The organism is Rhodococcus sp. 14-2470-1a, from assembly GCF_002259425.1.
GTDB lineage: Bacteria > Actinomycetota > Actinomycetes > Mycobacteriales > Mycobacteriaceae > Rhodococcoides > Rhodococcoides fascians_E.
In genome coordinates this window covers 137079-153965 of the sequence record NZ_NPFZ01000029.1, presented here as the reverse complement: position 1 = coordinate 153965, position 16887 = coordinate 137079, and the positions used below count along the sequence as shown (strand labels likewise).

At 64.1% G+C, this 16887-nt stretch carries 16 protein-coding genes and 1 tRNA gene; 9 read left to right on the top strand and 8 right to left on the bottom strand.

What is annotated here, in order from left to right:
* Positions 1 to 24: 24 nt before the first annotated feature.
* The 4 genes from CH292_RS18360 to CH292_RS18345 form a co-directional block, all read right to left on the bottom strand.
* Positions 25 to 1203, bottom strand: a complete 1179-nt coding sequence (locus tag CH292_RS18360) for a CdaR family transcriptional regulator (RefSeq protein ID WP_019664779.1) — start codon at positions 1201 to 1203, stop codon at positions 25 to 27.
* A 216-nt stretch (positions 1204 to 1419) separates the two neighbouring features.
* Positions 1420 to 1647: a hypothetical protein gene (locus CH292_RS18355; protein ID WP_094655545.1), complete on the bottom strand. Its 228-nt coding sequence runs from the start codon at positions 1645 to 1647 to the stop codon at positions 1420 to 1422.
* A 46-nt stretch (positions 1648 to 1693) separates the two neighbouring features.
* Positions 1694 to 2872: an acyl-CoA desaturase gene (locus CH292_RS18350; protein ID WP_019664781.1), complete on the bottom strand. Its 1179-nt coding sequence runs from the start codon at positions 2870 to 2872 to the stop codon at positions 1694 to 1696.
* 47 nt (positions 2873 to 2919) lie between these two features.
* Positions 2920 to 4032 (bottom strand): ferredoxin reductase, encoded by a 1113-nt coding sequence (locus CH292_RS18345; RefSeq protein ID WP_052059962.1) that lies wholly within the window; start codon positions 4030 to 4032, stop codon positions 2920 to 2922.
* Positions 4033 to 4231: 199 nt separating this feature from the next.
* Here CH292_RS18345 and CH292_RS18340 point away from each other — a divergent pair, with 199 nt between their 5' ends.
* Positions 4232 to 4858 carry a TetR family transcriptional regulator gene (locus CH292_RS18340; protein ID WP_019664783.1) on the top strand — a complete coding sequence of 209 codons (627 nt, stop codon included), beginning with the start codon at positions 4232 to 4234 and terminating at the stop codon, positions 4856 to 4858.
* Between the two features lie 42 nt (positions 4859 to 4900).
* Positions 4901 to 5734: an alpha/beta hydrolase gene (locus tag CH292_RS18335; RefSeq protein ID WP_094626401.1), complete on the top strand. Its 834-nt coding sequence runs from the start codon at positions 4901 to 4903 to the stop codon at positions 5732 to 5734.
* Between the two features lie 2 nt (positions 5735 to 5736).
* Here the strand turns inward: CH292_RS18335 and CH292_RS18330 are convergent, their stop codons facing one another.
* On the bottom strand, positions 5737 to 7059 hold the full coding sequence (locus CH292_RS18330; protein WP_094655412.1) for an MFS transporter: 1323 nt from the start codon (positions 7057 to 7059) through the stop codon (positions 5737 to 5739).
* 94 nt (positions 7060 to 7153) lie between these two features.
* On the opposite strand from CH292_RS18330, the gene CH292_RS18325 reads away from it, so the two are divergent.
* From CH292_RS18325 to cmrA, 3 genes are read left to right on the top strand one after another with little or no spacing between them, the layout of a single operon-like run.
* On the top strand, positions 7154 to 7681 hold the full coding sequence (locus CH292_RS18325) for a PadR family transcriptional regulator (RefSeq protein WP_019664786.1): 528 nt from the start codon (positions 7154 to 7156) through the stop codon (positions 7679 to 7681).
* Positions 7678 to 9714, top strand: coding sequence for an NADPH-dependent 2,4-dienoyl-CoA reductase (locus CH292_RS18320; protein WP_094655411.1), 2037 nt, complete (start codon positions 7678 to 7680; stop codon positions 9712 to 9714). Before CH292_RS18325 ends, CH292_RS18320 begins: the two co-directional genes overlap by 4 nt.
* 52 nt (positions 9715 to 9766) lie before the next feature.
* Positions 9767 to 10570 (top strand): mycolate reductase, encoded by an 804-nt coding sequence (gene cmrA / locus CH292_RS18315; RefSeq protein ID WP_019664788.1) that lies wholly within the window; start codon positions 9767 to 9769, stop codon positions 10568 to 10570.
* Positions 10571 to 10574: 4 nt separating this feature from the next.
* Here cmrA and CH292_RS18310 read toward each other — a convergent pair whose 3' ends face one another.
* Positions 10575 to 11186, bottom strand: a complete 612-nt coding sequence (locus tag CH292_RS18310) for a hypothetical protein (protein WP_037158219.1) — start codon at positions 11184 to 11186, stop codon at positions 10575 to 10577.
* Between the two features lie 113 nt (positions 11187 to 11299).
* On the opposite strand from CH292_RS18310, the gene CH292_RS18305 reads away from it, so the two are divergent.
* Positions 11300 to 11824, top strand: a complete 525-nt coding sequence (locus CH292_RS18305; RefSeq protein WP_094655410.1) for a DUF3558 domain-containing protein — start codon at positions 11300 to 11302, stop codon at positions 11822 to 11824.
* A 31-nt stretch (positions 11825 to 11855) separates the two neighbouring features.
* Here the strand turns inward: CH292_RS18305 and CH292_RS18300 are convergent, their stop codons facing one another.
* A complete protein-coding gene (locus CH292_RS18300; protein ID WP_179277996.1) occupies positions 11856 to 13622 on the bottom strand; it encodes a helicase HerA-like domain-containing protein in 1767 nt (588 codons plus the stop codon).
* Positions 13623 to 13727: 105 nt separating this feature from the next.
* On the opposite strand from CH292_RS18300, the gene orn reads away from it, so the two are divergent.
* The 3 genes from orn (at position 13728) to CH292_RS18285 (ending at position 15538) form a co-directional block, all read left to right on the top strand.
* Complete coding sequence (gene orn / locus CH292_RS18295) at positions 13728 to 14330, top strand: oligoribonuclease (RefSeq protein WP_094655408.1); 603 nt, start codon at positions 13728 to 13730, stop codon at positions 14328 to 14330.
* 87 nt (positions 14331 to 14417) lie between these two features.
* A tRNA-His gene (locus tag CH292_RS18290) sits at positions 14418 to 14493 on the top strand.
* 304 nt (positions 14494 to 14797) lie between these two features.
* Positions 14798 to 15538 (top strand): M23 family metallopeptidase, encoded by a 741-nt coding sequence (locus CH292_RS18285; protein WP_037141569.1) that lies wholly within the window; start codon positions 14798 to 14800, stop codon positions 15536 to 15538.
* On the opposite strand, the gene CH292_RS18280 is transcribed toward CH292_RS18285, so the two are convergent.
* Complete coding sequence (locus tag CH292_RS18280; RefSeq protein ID WP_371828027.1) at positions 15535 to 16728, bottom strand: Ig-like domain-containing protein; 1194 nt, start codon at positions 16726 to 16728, stop codon at positions 15535 to 15537. The genes CH292_RS18285 and CH292_RS18280 overlap by 4 nt on opposite strands.
* Between the last annotated feature and the right edge of the window lie 159 nt (positions 16729 to 16887).

Below are 16887 nucleotides of genomic sequence, written 5' to 3'. Positions count from 1 at the left end.
GACGCTCGTCGGCGCGGGTGCGGATCAGGATGCCTCGGCAACCATGTCCGACATGGCCCCGCCCGGTTCGTTTGCCCGCGACAGACAATCGACGACGAGTGCAGCATGCAACGACATGAGGCCCGCGGAACTGAGCGGGTCCACGCCGGTCAGCTGCTCGATCCGCTTGAGGCGGTAGTCGACCGTATTGGGGTGTACGTACAGCAGTTTCGCACTTGCGCGCCTGTTGGCCTCGCTGCCGACGAAGGTCTTCAGGGTATGCATCAACTCCGGAAAGCCGTCGAGAGGCGCGATCACCGAACGCAACCGCGAACGGCCGGGGCCCGGCCGCGAGAGCTGGTACTCCAGAGCAAGATCGCTCGTCCGGTACAGACGGGGTTCCATGCGCAGCGACCTGGCCAGATCCACCAACTCGCGGCAATGTTCGAGTACGCCGTTCAACGAACCGAGAGTGCCCCGTGCCGTGGCCGCGACGGTATCGACGTGCAGAGTCGCGGCGAGCCTGGTCAGGCAATCCTCGACGACGCTTGCGGGCGACGACGGAACGAGGACGACTCCCCCGCCCGTGGTCAGCGACAGCAGTGGTCCGCGAACGCCCGAGGCCGCAGCCATCGTGCTTTCCGCCGCCGCCAAGGCCGCGTTGTCGACGGAGCGTACGTCGGTCCTGGCGGCGCCCGGCCTATCGGCGTCCGACGCCGCGGTGACGAACCGTACGAATATCACGTCGTATTCCGTGGCCACCTCGATTCCGTTACGTTCCGCAATCCCACGGGCTTCGGGGTCGTCCGCGACGAGCAGGTCGACCAATTGGGCAACGCGCTCGCCGTTGGACCCTGGGTCCTGACGGCAGAACTCCATGTACGCGGCCGAGACTGCGTTGCCGAGAGATTCGAGGACTCGCATCATGAACACTGCGTTGTCGACCACGCCGGATCGATCGACCTCGGCGACACTGCCTTTGAGTCCAGCGGTGGCCGCGGCGTGGACGAATCGCTGCGCGTCCCGTAGCGGCACCCCCTCGCGCGCAAGGTCTTCCGCGGCGCGACGGACAGGTTCGAGCTCGGCAGGGGCCGGGAGCCGGCCGGCGCGAAGGCAACGGTCGACGACAGCACCGCTGCGCCCTTCCAACGCGGATGACCGTCCGCGAGGGACCTCGGTGACAACAGTGCCGGGGGAATGCGTGAACGAAGTGTCCAACCGCATGTCGAGCCGCCTTTCCTACCGCTTGTGTGGTTCGTGAAGTAACGGTAACTCATCGAGCGGTCCGAAGGTATGAAAATGGAGGTACAAACATTCTTGAAGTTTGTTTTTTCCGGAACGTTCTACCCGAGACAGCGAACAGCCGGGCCGCTCGCCCCGGTGAAGGGCGAACGACCCGGCGTCCGAGACTCGGTCGATTGTGCCGCCGCGGCCGAGTTGCTACCTGTTCTCGAACTCGCCGTTGATGACCCTGCCTGCAGGAGTGTCCTCGCGGGCCTTCTTCGCAGCCTCCCGCATCTCGATGCCGTCCGAGATGAGATCCCCGATCTCCCGGGTCACGTCCCGCACCGCCCCGGCGATGATGACGGCGATCCGGCCGACGTGCGTGGCCGCGGACTCCGTCAATTCCTGCACGGTGTCCTTGTTGCGTTCGAACTTGCCGACCACGACGTTCACCCCTGATTCGGTATTCGGTCCGCTGGCGCCGGCCACGTCAGGCCGCGACCTTCTTGCGCTCGACGATAACACCGACCGTCGGCTTCGATCCGGTCAGAGAATCCGGCAATGCGAGCTTGAAGATCTTGCCCCACACGGTACCGATCTGCTTGAAGAAACCGCCGGTGTTGTACGGAAGGCCGTATTTGCCGCACAGTGCCTTCACCTCAGGGGCGAGCTCCGGGTAGCGGTGCGCAGGCAGATCCGGGAACAGGTGATGCTCGATCTGGTGCGACAGGTTGCCGGACATGATGTGGAACAGCGGCGATCCCTCGATGTTCGCCGATCCGAGCATCTGACGGACGTACCACTCGCCACGCGACTCGTCTGCGGTCTCGTCCTCGGTGAAGGTCTGCACCCCCGTCGGGAAGTGTCCGCAGAAGATGATCGAGTAGGTCCACAGGTTGCGGATCAGGTTGGCGCCGACGTTCCCCACCAGTGTGGTGACGAAGAAGGGACCGGACAGCGCCGGAAAGATCACGTAGTCCTTGAGTACCTGACGACCGGCCTTGCGCCACATTCCCTGCAGCAAAGGCTTGACGTCGTGCCACTTGCGCTTGCCCTGGACGATGTTCTCCGCTTCGAGGTCGTGCAGCATGACGCCCCACTCGAAGAACGTCATCAGCAGGAACGCATAGACGGGGTTGCCCAGGTAGTACGGATTCCACTTCTGGCCCTCGTCCATCCGCAGGATTCCGTAACCGATGTCGCGGTCCTTGCCGACGATGTTGGTGAACGTGTGGTGCATGTAGTTGTGCGAATGCTTCCACTGGTCGGCCGGGCAGACGGTATCCCATTCGAACACTTCGGAGTTGAAGCCGGGCTCACGCATCCAGTCGTACTGGCCGTGCATGACGTTGTGGCCGATCTCCATGTTGTCGAGGATCTTCGAGACGCCGAGGGCGCCGACTCCGGCGAGCCACACCGGAGGCAGGAACGGCAGGTACATCATGGCCCGACCGGCGATTTCGAGGCCGCGTTGAGTCTTGACGATGTTGTAGATGTATTCGCGATCCTCCTCGCCCAGCTTGGCGACGGTGCGAGCACGGAGCTCGTCGAGCTCGCGGCCGAGGTCTTGGACCTGCTCGTAGGACAGGACCGTCGGTGGCAGCGCCTCGGGCTTCTCCGCGGATCCGAAGAAGGGCAAAGACAGTGAGGGCAGTGGGATTCCGAACATTTGAAACACTCTCCGTTTCGGTTGTCGAAGATTGTCGGTCGGGTCGGTCAGATTTCGATTTCCACGTCACCGACAGGGACCGACACACAAATCTGGATCTTCTTGTGCGGTTCGGTGTCGGTCTCCCCGGTCTTGACGTTCCGGGTGCATCCCGAGGTCTTCACCGACGTGCAGGTGAAGCAGATGCCCATCCGGCAGCCGTAGGACGGCGTCAGGCCCGCGTCCTCCGCCTGTTCGAGGAGGGTCTTTCCCGAGTTGGTTGCGACGACGTCACTGCCGGAGAAGTTGACGTCTCCGTCTGCATCGGCGTCGGCGGTCGGTGCCGGCGCGGCGAACTCCTCGAAATGGAGTCGGTCGGCAAGTCCGAGATCGTCGTAGACGCCCCGGACCGACCGCATCAGTCCCGGCGGACCGCACAGGAACGTCCGAGCCTCCGCGAACCACGGTGCCACGGCGTTCAAGTGCTCGGTTCCGAAGAACCCGTGAAGGTCTCCCCCACTCGTCTGGTCCGTGTACGCCAGGACGATTCGGACTCGATCGTGCTCGGCTGCGATCTGCTCCAACTCGGCGCGGTACGAGACGTCCTTTTCCGAGTAGGCGTAGTGCAGGAAGGTGAGGTCGCCGCTGTACCCCTCGTCCAGCAGCGACCTCAACATGGACAACACGGGCGTGATCCCGCTTCCGCCACTGATCAGTAGAACCGATTCCGGACGAGGCGTCGGCAGGTGAAACACGCCGTCGGCCTGCGACAGGCTGACGACGAGGCCCACCTGCGCGTTCGCGTGAAGATACTGCGAGACAAGGCCTTCCGGATGCGCCTTGACGGTCAGTTCGATGAGACCGTCGGCGCGGTACTGCGAACATGCAGGCGAGTAGCACCGTGTGTGGCGCACCCCGTCGATGACGACGCCGACCTGCACGAACTGGCCGGCCTCGAAGCCCCTCCACTGGTGCGTCGGGCGCAACGTGAGGGTGACCGTGTCGGCAGTGGACCGGTGTACATCCGTCACTTCTGCCCGAAGATCCCTTACCGTGGTCATCGGGTCGACGAGCTCGAGGTAACGGTCGAGGGCGTGAGGCGTTGCCATGGCCTCGAACAGGGAAAGCAGCGAAAACTTGCGGCGAATGCCTGACTGTCGAGACTTCTGCTGAATTGCCATCTCGCCTCCCGGTTCGAGGAACTTCTTCAGTGTACGTCTGTGCACTAGAATCCCAGTGTGGCAGATCCGTACCGGAATCTGTCAACGTGAAAGTGATGGCACCGACATAGCACGGCGCACGTGTCCTGGATCACACTCGCCCTGAGACGACGTCGAGACCGGAGGAGGTCACAGAGTGGACAGCAATAAACTCGAACATGTGACAGAACCGGGTACGCGTGCGGAACGCAAGGAACGCACACGACAAGCGCTCATCGACGGCACCCTGGATCTGTTGCGCGACCGGTCGTTCGCGAGCGTCAGTCTGCGCGAGGTCTCACGATCGGCCGGCATAGTGCCGACTGCGTTCTATCGACACTTCGCGTCCATGGAAGATCTCGGCGTAGCTCTGGTCGAGGACTCGATGCGGACGCTTCGTCAGATGCTGAGGGACGCGCGCAAGGATCCCACGGTCAAGAACGCAACCGAATCGCTCCGGATCCTCGTGCGCGCCGTTCGCTCACACGAGGATCAGTTCCGATTCATCGCCCGCGAACGCTACGGCGGAGTCACCGAGGTACGACGCGCATTCGCGACCGAGCTCCGCATGTTCGTCAGCGAACTGACCATCGACCTCGCCCGCATGCCAGGACTCGAATCCTGGGACATCAGCGATCTGGAGATGGCCGCGGATCTGATCGTCTCGACCATGCTCACCGCCACCGTCGGCCTGTTGGAGATCGACCGCCCCGGCAGCTCGAGCGAACGCGAACTCCTGGCTCGCACCGAGCAGCAGGTCCGCCTCGTGGTGTTGGGCATGGGAGCCTGGAGATCGAACCACGGTTGATTCGACCCGAGGTGCACTCGACCTCAGCTGAGAGGACCGAACATGACGATGACCGAAGTAACCGTCGACGATCTGGTGTTCGACGTGTCGATCGCCGGCGAGGCGAACGCGGAACCGGTGGTGCTGCTGCACGGGTTCCCTCAGACTCACGCGTGCTGGGATCGGGTCGCGCCGACGCTCGTGGAACACGGCTTGTTCACCATCGCACCCGACCAGCGCGGATACTCACCGGGCGCACGTCCGCTCGGCACCGATGCCTACCGCGTGGAGAATCTCGTCGGCGACATCGTCGGGATACTGGACGCACTCGGCCTGGAGTCGGCGTACGTCGTCGGACACGACTGGGGTGCCGCGGTGGCGTGGCAACTCGCAGCGCGGCACCCGGAACGCGTTCGTTCGCTCGTCGCGGTGTCCGTGCCGCACACCGCTGCGTTCAATCAGGCTCTCCGCGAGGACGCGGACCAGCGTGAGCGCTCGACCTACATGGGGCTGTTGCGACAGGCAGGCAAAGCCGAGGAGGTGCTGCTCGAAGACGATGCACGTCGGCTGAGGGCCATGTTCTCCGAACGCAGCCCGGACGACCGTTACGTCCGGCACCTGCAGGAGCCGGGGGCGCTGACCGCGGCGTTGGAGTGGTATCGGGCGATGACGAACGAGTTCGGACGCCTCGCACCGGTGACCGTTCCCACGACCTACGTGTGGAGCAATCAGGATTCGGCCATCGGCCGTGCGGGCGCCGAACTGTGCGGCGAACACGTGGACGCCGACTACACATTCGTCGAACTCGACGGAATCTCGCATTGGATTCCGGAGGAGGCCCCGGACCGACTGGCCGACGAGATCCTGCGGCGGGTCGCCCAGTCGAGGGTGTCGTGAGATCAGACCTTGTCGGGCGCTTTCACTGCGAGCAACGCGAGTAACCCGACGAACAACACGACCAGCAGACCACCGATGCCCGCACGGTCCGCGTCGAACAGCCACACGAACAGCCCGAACAATGTGGGTGCGAGGAACGAGACTGCACGGCCGGTCGTGGCGTACAGACCGAAGAACTGACCCTCGCGCCCCGGTGGTGCCAGACGCGCCAGGTAGGTCCGCGACGACGACTGCGCCGGCCCGACGAACAGACACAGCACCAGGCCGAACACCCAGAACAGCACCGGGCCGGACACGAACAGCAGCACGATTCCCGCGACGATCATCGACACGAGTGAGAACACGATGACGGATTTGGGTCCGGATCGATCGTCGAATCGGCCGGCGGTCACCGCGCCCAGACCGGCGACGACGTTGGCGGCGACGCCGAAGAGCAGCACGTCTGCCGAGCTGATGCCGTAGACACTCACCGCAAGAACAGCACCGAACGTGAACACCCCGGCCAGACCGTCGCGGAACAGCGCGCTCGCGATCAGGAAGTAGACGCTGCGCCTGTCGGCAGTCCACAGCTCACGCAGGTCGCGGAACAGCACCTTGTAGGATTCCAGCATTCCGGCCTTGGCGGTGCCTAATTCCTGTTCGGTGGACGGCAGTTCGGGAACGGTGAGCAGGACGGGAATCGCGGAGACTGCGAACCACACCGCGGCCAGCAGGGCGACGAGCCGGATGTTCATGCCGCCGTCGGTGGTGATGCCGAACAGTCCTCTGGTGTCACCGTCACCGGTGATGAAACCGAAGTAGCAGATCAACAGCAGAACGATGCCGCCGAAATACCCCATCGACCAACCGAATCCGGACACGCGGCCGATGTTGGCCGGCGTGGAGACCTGACGAAGCATGGCGTTGTACGGAACACTGGCCAGTTCGAACAGGATCGAGCCTGCGGCGAGCAGCACCAGGCCCAGCCACAGGTAGTGATAGTCGTCGGCGACGAAGTACAAGCCGGCCATCGACGCGACAGTGAGTCCGGTCAACAACGCCAACGAGCGCTTTCGGCGGCCACGGGCGTCGAAGCGTTGGCCGGAGACAGGCGCAAGTATCGCGATGACGACGCCTGCTGCTCCGATCGCCCAACTGAACCACGACGTCGCCGAGATCGACCCGGGCAGATCGTCGCCCACCGCATCGGTGAGGTACACCGAGAACACGAACGTCAGAATCACCGCGTTGAACGCGGCCGATCCCCAATCCCAGATACCCCAGGCGAATACCTGCTTTCGGGTCGTTGCGACGCCTACGACGGCAGTGTCGGCCGGAGTGTTCATGGGCAAAGCCTAAGCCAGCACGTGCAGCACAGCATCGTACTGCGGTATATGCACCTGGTTGCATAGTCACCCTGTTGCATACATACTTGCTGTCGTGGCACTCGAGCACGCGATACTCGTTTCCCTGACCGAATCGAACGGCTCCGGGTACGAACTGGCGCGCCGATTCGACAAGTCGATCGGCTTCTTCTGGAGTGCAAGCCATCAGCAGATCTACCGGGTGCTGACGCGTATGGACGCGGCCGGATGGATCGTGGGCAACTCCGTCGTGCAGGACGGCAGGCCGGACAAGAAGGTCTATTCGGTCAGCCGGAGCGGGCTCGACGAGCTGGATCGCTGGATCGCCCGACCCACCGATCCGAGTGCGCTCCGGGAGGAACTGGCCGTCAAGATCCGGGGCGCAGCACACGGTGACGTCGAGGCATTACGCACCGAGGTCCGCCGACACCGGGATGTCCATGCGGACAGGCTCGAGCTCTTTCGACTCATCGAGAAACGCGATTTCCCATCACCGTCCTCCCTCTCGGGTACCGCACTGCATCAGTACTTGGTGCTGCGCGGCGGAATCCGTGTCGAGGAGGGCTTCGCCGAATGGTGCGACGAGATATTGGAGCGATTGTGACCGGTACCGAGAACTACCCGATTCTCCTGTCGCCGTTGAAGGTCGGCAACACGACGTTGAAGAATCGCGTCATCATGGGATCCATTCACACCGGTTTGGAGGACCGAGCGCGTGACACCACCCGACTGGCGGCCTATTTCGCCGAACGCGCGCGCGGTGGCGTCGCGCTGATCGTCACCGGTGGCTATGCACCCAACCGCACCGGATGGCTCCTCCCGTTCGGCGCCAAGCTCACCAACCGAGTCGAGGCGCGGCGGCATCGCACGATGACGGACGCGGTGCATGCGGAAGGCGGCAAGATCGCTCTGCAGATCCTGCACGCAGGTCGGTACTCGTATCAGCCGTTCAGCGTGTCGGCGTCGTCGATCAAGGCCCCCATCAATCCATTTCGCCCGCGGCGCCTCACTGCACGAGGTGTCCGGTGGCAGATCCGCAATTTCGTGAGGTGTGCGCGGCTCGCTCGGTCCGCCGGGTACGACGGCGTCGAGATCATGGGCGGCGAGGGATACTTCATCAACCAGTTCCTCTCCGACCGCACCAACAAGCGGCGCGACGAGTGGGGCGGTAGCGCAGAGAACAGGCGTCGTATCGCGGTCGAGATCGCCCGTCGTATCCGTGCGGAGGTCGGCACCGACTTCCTGGTGATGTTCCGATTGTCCATGGCCGATCTCGTCGAAGGCGGACAGAGCTGGGACGACATCGTCGCCCTGGCACAGGATTTGGAGAGCGTCGGTGTCGACGTCATCAACACCGACATCGGCTGGCACGAATCCCGCGTGCCCACCATCGTCACGTCGGTTCCGCGCGCAGCATTCGCCGACATCACCGGAAAGCTCGACAAGCATGTCGACATCCCGGTGGCGGCGTCGAATCGAATCAACATGCCCGACATCGCGGAAGGGATTCTCGCACGCGGGGACGCGCAGCTGATCTCGATGGCGCGGCCGATGCTCGCCGACCCGTTCTGGGTGCGCAAGGCCGAAGCGAACGCAGCGGACTCCATCAACACGTGCATCGCGTGCAACCAGGCGTGTCTGGACCACGCGTTCGTCCACAAAACAGTCTCCTGCCTGGTCAACCCCCGCGCGGGACGTGAAGTCGAACTGCAGTTGCTGCCTGCCCGCAGAACCAAGAAGGTCGCGGTCGTGGGCGGCGGTCCGGCAGGGCTGTCCGCCGCGCTCGAAGCTGCCCGACGCGGCCACGCCGTCAGCCTGTTCGAGTCCAGGCCGGCATTGGGTGGCCAATTCGGTATCGCACAACGCATTCCGGGCAAGGAGGAGTTCTCCGAGACCATCCGATACTTCACGACAGCGCTGCGCGACGCCGACGTGGCCGTCCACCTCGGCTGGCGCGTCACCGCCGCCGAGCTCGTCGCAGGCGACTTCGACGAGGTGATCGTCGCGACCGGCGTGATACCGAGAATCCCGTCGATACCCGGAATCGATCATCCGTCGGTGCTGTCCTACGCCGACGTCGTCGAACACGGAAGACCGGTGGGTGACCGCGTGGCCGTCATCGGTGCGGGCGGCATCGGCATCGACATCTCGGAATTTCTGACGACCAATGCCTCCCCCACGCTGGACCTGAAGGAATGGAAGCAGGAGTGGGGTGTCACCGAACCGGAAGCGGCGCCGGGAGCGCTCACCACACCCGTCCCCGCGCCGTCGCCGCGTGAGGTCTACCTGTTGCAGCGCAAAAAGGGACGAATCGGCGCGGGGCTCGCGAAGACGACGGGATGGGTGCACCGCGCGGCTCTGAAAGCCAAAGGCGTGCACGAGCTCTCCGGTGTGAACTACGAACGCATAGACGACGAGGGTCTGCACATCACCTTCGGCGAGCGCCACGAGCGTCCACGCACACTTGCCGTCGACACCGTCGTCGTGTGCGCGGGCCAGGAACCCGTCCGCGATCTCGTCGACGACCTACGAGCCGCGGGAACGACGGCCCACGTCATCGGGGGCGCGGATGTCGCTGCCGAACTCGACGCCAAGCGCGCCATCGAGCAAGGAACACGCCTCGCCGCGTCCATCTGATTCCCACCGGGTGATTCCAGCCGGGTCGATCCATCCACTACCCTGTCTCAGCGTGAGCCTGCCCAGTCCTGCGCCCGAAGCCCGTGCAGTCGTCACCGGAGCGTCCTCCGGAATCGGCGAGGCACTGGCCACAGAACTCGCCGCCCGCGGTCATTCGCTGATCGTCGTGGCGCGGCGCGGGGAGTTGCTCGAGGCACTTGCCACCGAGCTCCGCGCCGCGCACGGAGTGACCGTCGAGGTCCGAGTTCTCGATCTCTCCGACCGGGATGCCCGCGTCTCGTTCGCCGACGAGTTGGCGCAGCGGGAGATCAGCATTCTGTGCAACAACGCGGGTATCGCCACGTTCGGGCCGGTCGCGAACCTCGACCCCGCGTACGAACGGGACCAGGTGGAATTGAATGCAGTCGCCGTGCACGACCTCACGCTCGCAGTCATTCCAGGGATGGTGGCGCGCGGCAGCGGCGGAATTCTGATCACGGGTTCGGCGGCCGGGAACATGGCCATCCCGAACAATGCGACCTACGCGGCGACGAAGGCGTTCGTCAACACGTTCTCCGAGTCGCTGCGGCTCGAACTCAAGGACAGCGGAGTGAACGTCACCCTGCTGGCCCCCGGCCCCGTTCGCACCGAGACTCCCGATCCCGCCGACGCGTCCATAGTGGACAAGCTGGTCCCGGATTTCCTGTGGATCGACAGCGCCTACACGGCCAGGCTGTCACTGGATTCGTTGGCGAAGAACAAGATGCGGGTGGTGCCGGGTCTGCTGTCCAAGGGCATGTCGATCGCGGGCCAGTACAGTCCGCGGGCCATCTCGGCCCCCATTGTCGGAAGCTTCTACAAGAAGCTCGGCGGCTGAACACTCACCGCGGGCGGAAGTGATCCAGCGAATCGGACACGATCGACAACGCGGTGTCGGTATCCACCGACGGGGCCAGTTCCGGGATCAGCACCGTCACCCCGTCGCGGACGCCTTGGCACCGCAGCACCGTGGAGTCCGGTCGCGTCGGGCCTGTACTCCTGCCTGATTCGGTCGATTCCCCAGGCTCCACTCCGGCCGGCACGGGCGAGTTCACCGTCACCAGGCACTCGGCGTCACCCGAGGTCTCGATACGTTCTGGCGGCGACGGCAACCGAAGCCGTTCGGCACTGGCATCGCCCGCCCGTGTGCTCCACAAGCGAGGACTCGGCGCCTCGACGGCATAGACCGTCACCAGAACCCGGAGCGACTCGTCCGCGTAGCCCTGCGCGGCGGCGTCGGCCCCGTCGTACGCGGCGCTGAGCCCCGCGACGGCATCCTCGCGCTGCGGGCCGGAGTCGTCGTCTCGTTCGAATCGCTCCATCTGCTGCTGCATCGTCCGGAGCCCGGCGACGGAATCCGGGAACTCCAGAGCCTGCTGCGCATTCGCCGAACCCGAACTGCAGCCGACGACGGCCGCGATCGCAACGGGTGGTACCAACCAGGATTTCTTCATGCAGTCGATCCTCTCGCTGACGCGGGGCGGCCGATATGAGTAGTTCTACCGGTTTCGCGGGGTGAAACCACCTCCTAGGCTAAACGGACAAACCGCCCGGGAGGACTTGTTCGATGATCGACCGCACACCCATCGTGTCCATCGCTGTTGTGGCTGCCGCCGTGGCCGCCGCCGTGCTGATCGGAGGATGCAGTCGGTCCGAGGTCACCCACACGGTGAACGGCGAGACGGTGCAACCCGATCCACCGGCCGGCGCAGCCGCCGACGTGGACCCCTGCTCGGTCCTGTCCGAGAACACGCGCACCCGTCTCGGATTGGCGGACATCGAGCCGGTCGAACTGCCGAAGACACCGGACGGGGGCTGCACCTGGGACGGCAACAGCCGCTACCTCCTGCCGAATCTGACGCTGTGGGTGAGCGGGCAGACCGACGCCGATCCGAACGACGACGTCGTCGACATCGCGGGCGTTCCGGTCAATGTGTACAACATCGCGGGCACGTCGGGGCGACTCATCGCGTACTTCGACGACCTGACGCTCAGCCTGAACTACATCAAGGCAAAGGTGGAGATCGACACCTTCGATGCACTGGAGGCCGCGATGACCGACGTGTTGGACGGGTACTCCCGCACCGCGTGAACCAATCGCTCACGCGGCTGCGGCCGTACCCTCACCGTCGACGCCGACGACCTGTGCCGAAAATGCTGCGTGAAATCTCCCGTCCGGCAGCCGAAGCCGCAGAGCGGAGGAAACTCTTGACTGCGGGGTTGCCCATGATTCGTTCCGCCGCCGAGGGCCCTTCAGGTTCCGATGGCGGTAGATCGGGCAGGTCCGCAGGCAACGGCGGCAGATCGAACGTTTCGGTCGGCGCGGGTACATCGGTGACCCGGGCCTCCAATTTCTCGTAGGCCGACTCACGATCGATGGTCTCGCGATACTTGGGTCCGAGAGTGCTCGCCGAGGCCGCAGCACCGATGGCGTCGTTGCCTATGGTGTCCATCAGCGAGCGCGGCGGGCGAATCTTGGTCCATGCCACCGGCGTCGGCGCGCCCTTCTCAGACAGTACGGTGACGATGGCCTCGCCGGTGCCGAGCGAGGTGAGCACCTTCTCGAGGTCGTACGCTTCGGTTTTCGGATAGGTGCGGACGGTCTTGTTCAGCGCCTTCTGGTCGTCGGGCGTGAATGCCCTCAGCGCGTGCTGAATTCGCGCGCCCAGCTGTGACAGCACTTCGTTCGGCACGTCCGTCGGGAGCTGTGTACAGAAGAACACACCGACGCCCTTCGAACGGATGAGCTTGACGGTCTGTTCGACCTGCTGCAGAAAGGCTTTGGAGGCGTCGGCGAACAACAGGTGAGCTTCGTCGAAGATGAACACCAGCTTGGGTTTGTCGATGTCACCGACCTCGGGCAGGGTCTGGAACATGTCGGCCAGGACCCACATCAGGAATGTCGAGAACATCACCGGCCGGGCGGCGTGGGCCCCCAGCTCGAACAGCGTGATGATGCCCTTGCCGTCGGCGCCGACCCGGAGCAGATCCTCGGTGTCGAGCTCGGGTTCGCCGAAGAAAGTGTCCCCTCCGTCGGCTTCCAGGTTGACCAGGGAACGCAGGATGACGCCCGCGGTCGCAGCCGATACTCCTCCGATGCCCTTCAGATCCGCCTTGCCGTCGTCACTGGTGAGATGGGTGATGACGGCACGCAGATCCTTGAGGTCCAGCAACGCCAAGCCTTGCTTGTCCGCCCAATGGAAGATCAAGCCGAGTGTCGATTCCTGAGTGTTGTTGAGACCCAGCACTTTGCTCAGAAGTATCGGACCGAACGCGGTGATGGTCGCGCGCACGGGGATACCGATGCCGTCGGTGCCGAGCGAGAGGAATTCGACGGGGTGACCGGTCGGACTCCACTCGGAATCTCCGGTCTCCACTGCACGCGCCCTGATTTTCTCGTTGTCCGCCCCTGCTGCCGACAACCCGGACAGGTCGCCTTTGATGTCGGCCATGACCACGGGAACGCCTGCACTCGACAACTGTTCGGCGATCCCCTGCAGTGTCTTCGTCTTTCCGGTACCGGTCGCTCCCGCGACCAATCCGTGCCTGTTCAGCGTCGCGAGGGGAATACGAATTCTCGCGGCTGGATCCGTCACGCCGTCCAGGACGACGGTCCCGAGCTCCAATGCGGCTCCCGACGACTGATAACCCGCCGCTATCTCGGCTGCGACACCAGCCGGTACCGCGGCGCCCTCGGTTCCGGCGCCGTCGGCTTCGATGACCTTGGTTTCGGCGGCTTCGGCGTCCAGCGCTTCCTTCTCGGCCGCCTCTGCTGCAGCCAGGGCCTCGGCGGCAACTCGGGCCGCTTCGACGGCAGCGACCTTGGCGGCCTTCGCCTTCTCCGCGGGGGTGAGAGTGGTGGAACCTTCCGACGCCGGATCGACCGTCATGTCTATCGATGCTCCTTGGTTCTCTTTGCTTGCTGTCGTTCGGCTCGCACTGCGATCGCCACCGCAAACCTTAGCGGTGAGCATGGTCGCACTAGTCTGTGTCGTGTGCAGGACAAACTTGTGTGGATCGATTGTGAAATGACCGGCCTGGATTTGTCGAAGGACAAACTCATCGAGATCGCGGCGCTCGTCACCGACAGCGAACTGGAGATTCTCGGCGAGGGCGTCGACATCGTGATCCACGCCGACGACGACGCGTTGGCGTCGATGCCGGACGTGGTGAAGAAGATGCATGCCAAGTCCGGGCTGACCGACGAGGTGCGTGCGTCGACGGTGACGCTCGAGGAGGCGCAGCAGCAGGTGCTGGCGTACATCCGCGAGCATGTCCCGGTGGCCGGCACCGTGCCTCTGGCAGGAAACTCCATTGCGACCGACCGCGGTTTCATCTCGCGTGACATGGCCGAGCTGGACACGTACCTGCACTACCGCATGATCGACGTCAGTTCCATCAAGGAGCTGTCGCGTCGGTGGTACCCGCGGATTTACTTCGGGCAGCCACAGAAGGGGCTCGCGCACCGCGCCTTGGCCGACATCAAGGAGTCGATCAAGGAGTTGAAGTACTACCGCCGGACGGTGTTCGTACCCGAGCCCGGCCCGTCGACCAGCGAAATTGCCGCGGTCGTCGAGGGGCTCGACACACCGTCGTAGGGGCGATTCGCAACTGACGAATCGAACCGCTAGTATTGTCGTCGCTGCTGAAACAGAGCCTGAACGGGCGAAGAAGATGTGGCTATGGTGGGTGTAGTTCAGCTGGTAGAGCACCAGGTTGTGATCCTGGGTGTCGCGGGTTCGAGTCCCGTCACTCACCCCATAGAAGCAAGAGAGCCGGTCTCCGCACGGAGGCCGGCTTTCTTGTCGTTCGAGGCGTCCTCCTCCTCCACGTCGACCGGCAGTCCGTAGTCCTGGCCGCCGAATTACGTTGTTGTAATTCAACTTTCGAGTTTCCTATGAGGTTCATGTGACGTACGGTTACAAATGGCACTTTTGGGGAAGAAAAGTACCAACGTGATAGCTGTGAACACGCAGCGTTGATTCAACGCGCCCCGAAACGCGCCACCAGCAGTTCTGAGCCCAGTTTTCATTCGAGTCGGGCACTAGATCAGGAGGCAGTTCACGTGGGTCGAAGAGTTCACAAGGCGATTGCGGGTTCGATGTTGTCGGCGGCGCTGTGCCTCGGTACCACGGGTCTGATCAACCCGGCCGTAGCCACGGCGCAGCCGACCATCGAGCTGCCCGTCATCCCGATTCCACAGCCCGACGCGCAGCAGAGAGCGGCCATTCTCGCCGCGGTGCTGGACGCTACCGGGGTGCTGATCAACGAGGTCGCCTCCGTCATTCTCGACTCGGACTTCGGGCCGGCACCGGAAACGGCTCCCGACGAGCCGGAGACTGCGGCCGCTCCCCCGTCGGTGGGTCTGGGTGGCTCGATCCTCCCGCTCCCCGCCAGAAGCTACGAAATCTCGTCCGGCTACGGCAGTCGCAACAATCCCACCGGAAACGGCGGCCAGTTCCATCAGGGCGTCGATTTCGCCGCGCCGTCGGGAACGCCGATCTACGCGGTGACAGGGGGAACCGTCGAACAAGCCGGAGATGCGGGTGACGGATACGGCACTCTCGTGCGCATCAAGAGTGGCAACACCGTCACGTACTACGGGCACCAATCGAGCGTGGACGTAGAGGTCGGCGACACCGTCGAAGCAGGCGACCGGATCGGGTCCGTCGGCAGTACCGGCAACTCGACCGGGCCGCACCTGCACTTCGAGGTCAGGAACAACGGATCGAGCATCGAGCCGGTGGCCTACCTGAAGACACTGGGCATCGATCCCGCTCGGTACGAGAAGCAGGGCTCCGACTAGACGCTCGACGCGTTGCCGGCTTTCCATTCCTCCCACGGAATGTTCCAGTCGCCGAGCCCGTCGACGCCGGACAGCGTGCCGCCCACGGTGTTCTTGACGACGACGATGTCGCCGCGCTTGGTGTTGTCGAAGACCCACTTGGCGTTGGACGGGCTCAGGTTGAGGCATCCGTGGCTGGCGTTGGAGTAGCCCTGCTGTCCCACGGACCACGGGGCGGAGTGGAAGAAGATGCCGCTGTAGGACATTCGGACGGCCCAGTCGACGGGGGTGCGGTAGCCGGCCGAGGAGTTGACAGGCACTCCGTAGGTGGACGAGTCCATGACCAGGTGATCGAAGCGGTCGCCGATGATGTAGACGCCGTTGTCGGTCGGTGTGCTGTCCTTGCCCATCGAGGTGGGCATGGTGATGACGTCCTGGCCGTTGACGTTGAAGGTCACCTGCTTGGTGTTGTCGTCGGCCGTCGCGACGACGGCGTCGCCGATGGTGAAGGACGTCGACGCGTTCTCCTGGCCGTAGATACCGTCGCCGAGGTCACGGCCGTACACGTTGACCGCAACGTCGACGCGGGTTCCCGACGCCCAGTAGTTCTGCGGCCTCCAGCGGACCTCGCGGTCGTTGACCCAGTAGAACGCGCCCTCGACGGCGGGCGTCGTGGTCACCTGGATGGCGTTCTGAGCGGCGATCTTGTCGGTGATCGTTTCGTCGAACTGGACAGCGACCGGCTGACCGATGCCGACGACGGCGCCTTCGCTCGGCAGAACGTACGGCTTGGTGAAGTTACCGGGCTGACTGGTGGTGAACGAGCTGACGGTCGTGCTCGATCCGCCGAGCCCGTACGCGTCGGCCTGCACGCGGTACTTTCGGTTGTATCCGAGCGGCTCGGTGTTGGTCCAGCTCAGACCGTCCGGGGAGATGGCACCCGATACGGGCACGCCCTCCGGGTTGAGCATCGTGACGCCTGCGAGCTTGCCGTCGACGACGCTCACGGTGACCGGATCCGCCGGGGAGAATCCGACCGCTCCGTCGTCGACGGTGGAGGTCAGCTTGGGCTTGAGGAGTTCGGCGATCGGGTTGGAGTCGATCGGGGCAGCGTCGATCTTGCTGTCGTTCGTCGGTGCACATCCGGACAGAACGACGGTTGCCGCCACCGATGCGACAGCCGCCAACACGACTCCGCGCGAGATCCTCATGCGCCACTCCACTTCACGACCGACCGATTGACGAGCACCCATCGAAAACGGACACTTCGACCACATAATGCCAGGCCATCACCTGCGCATCCAATTGAAATGCCGCTCCGAGAGTAACGTTCGAATACCAATCGGCCCGTTACCGACCTGTGTTACCTC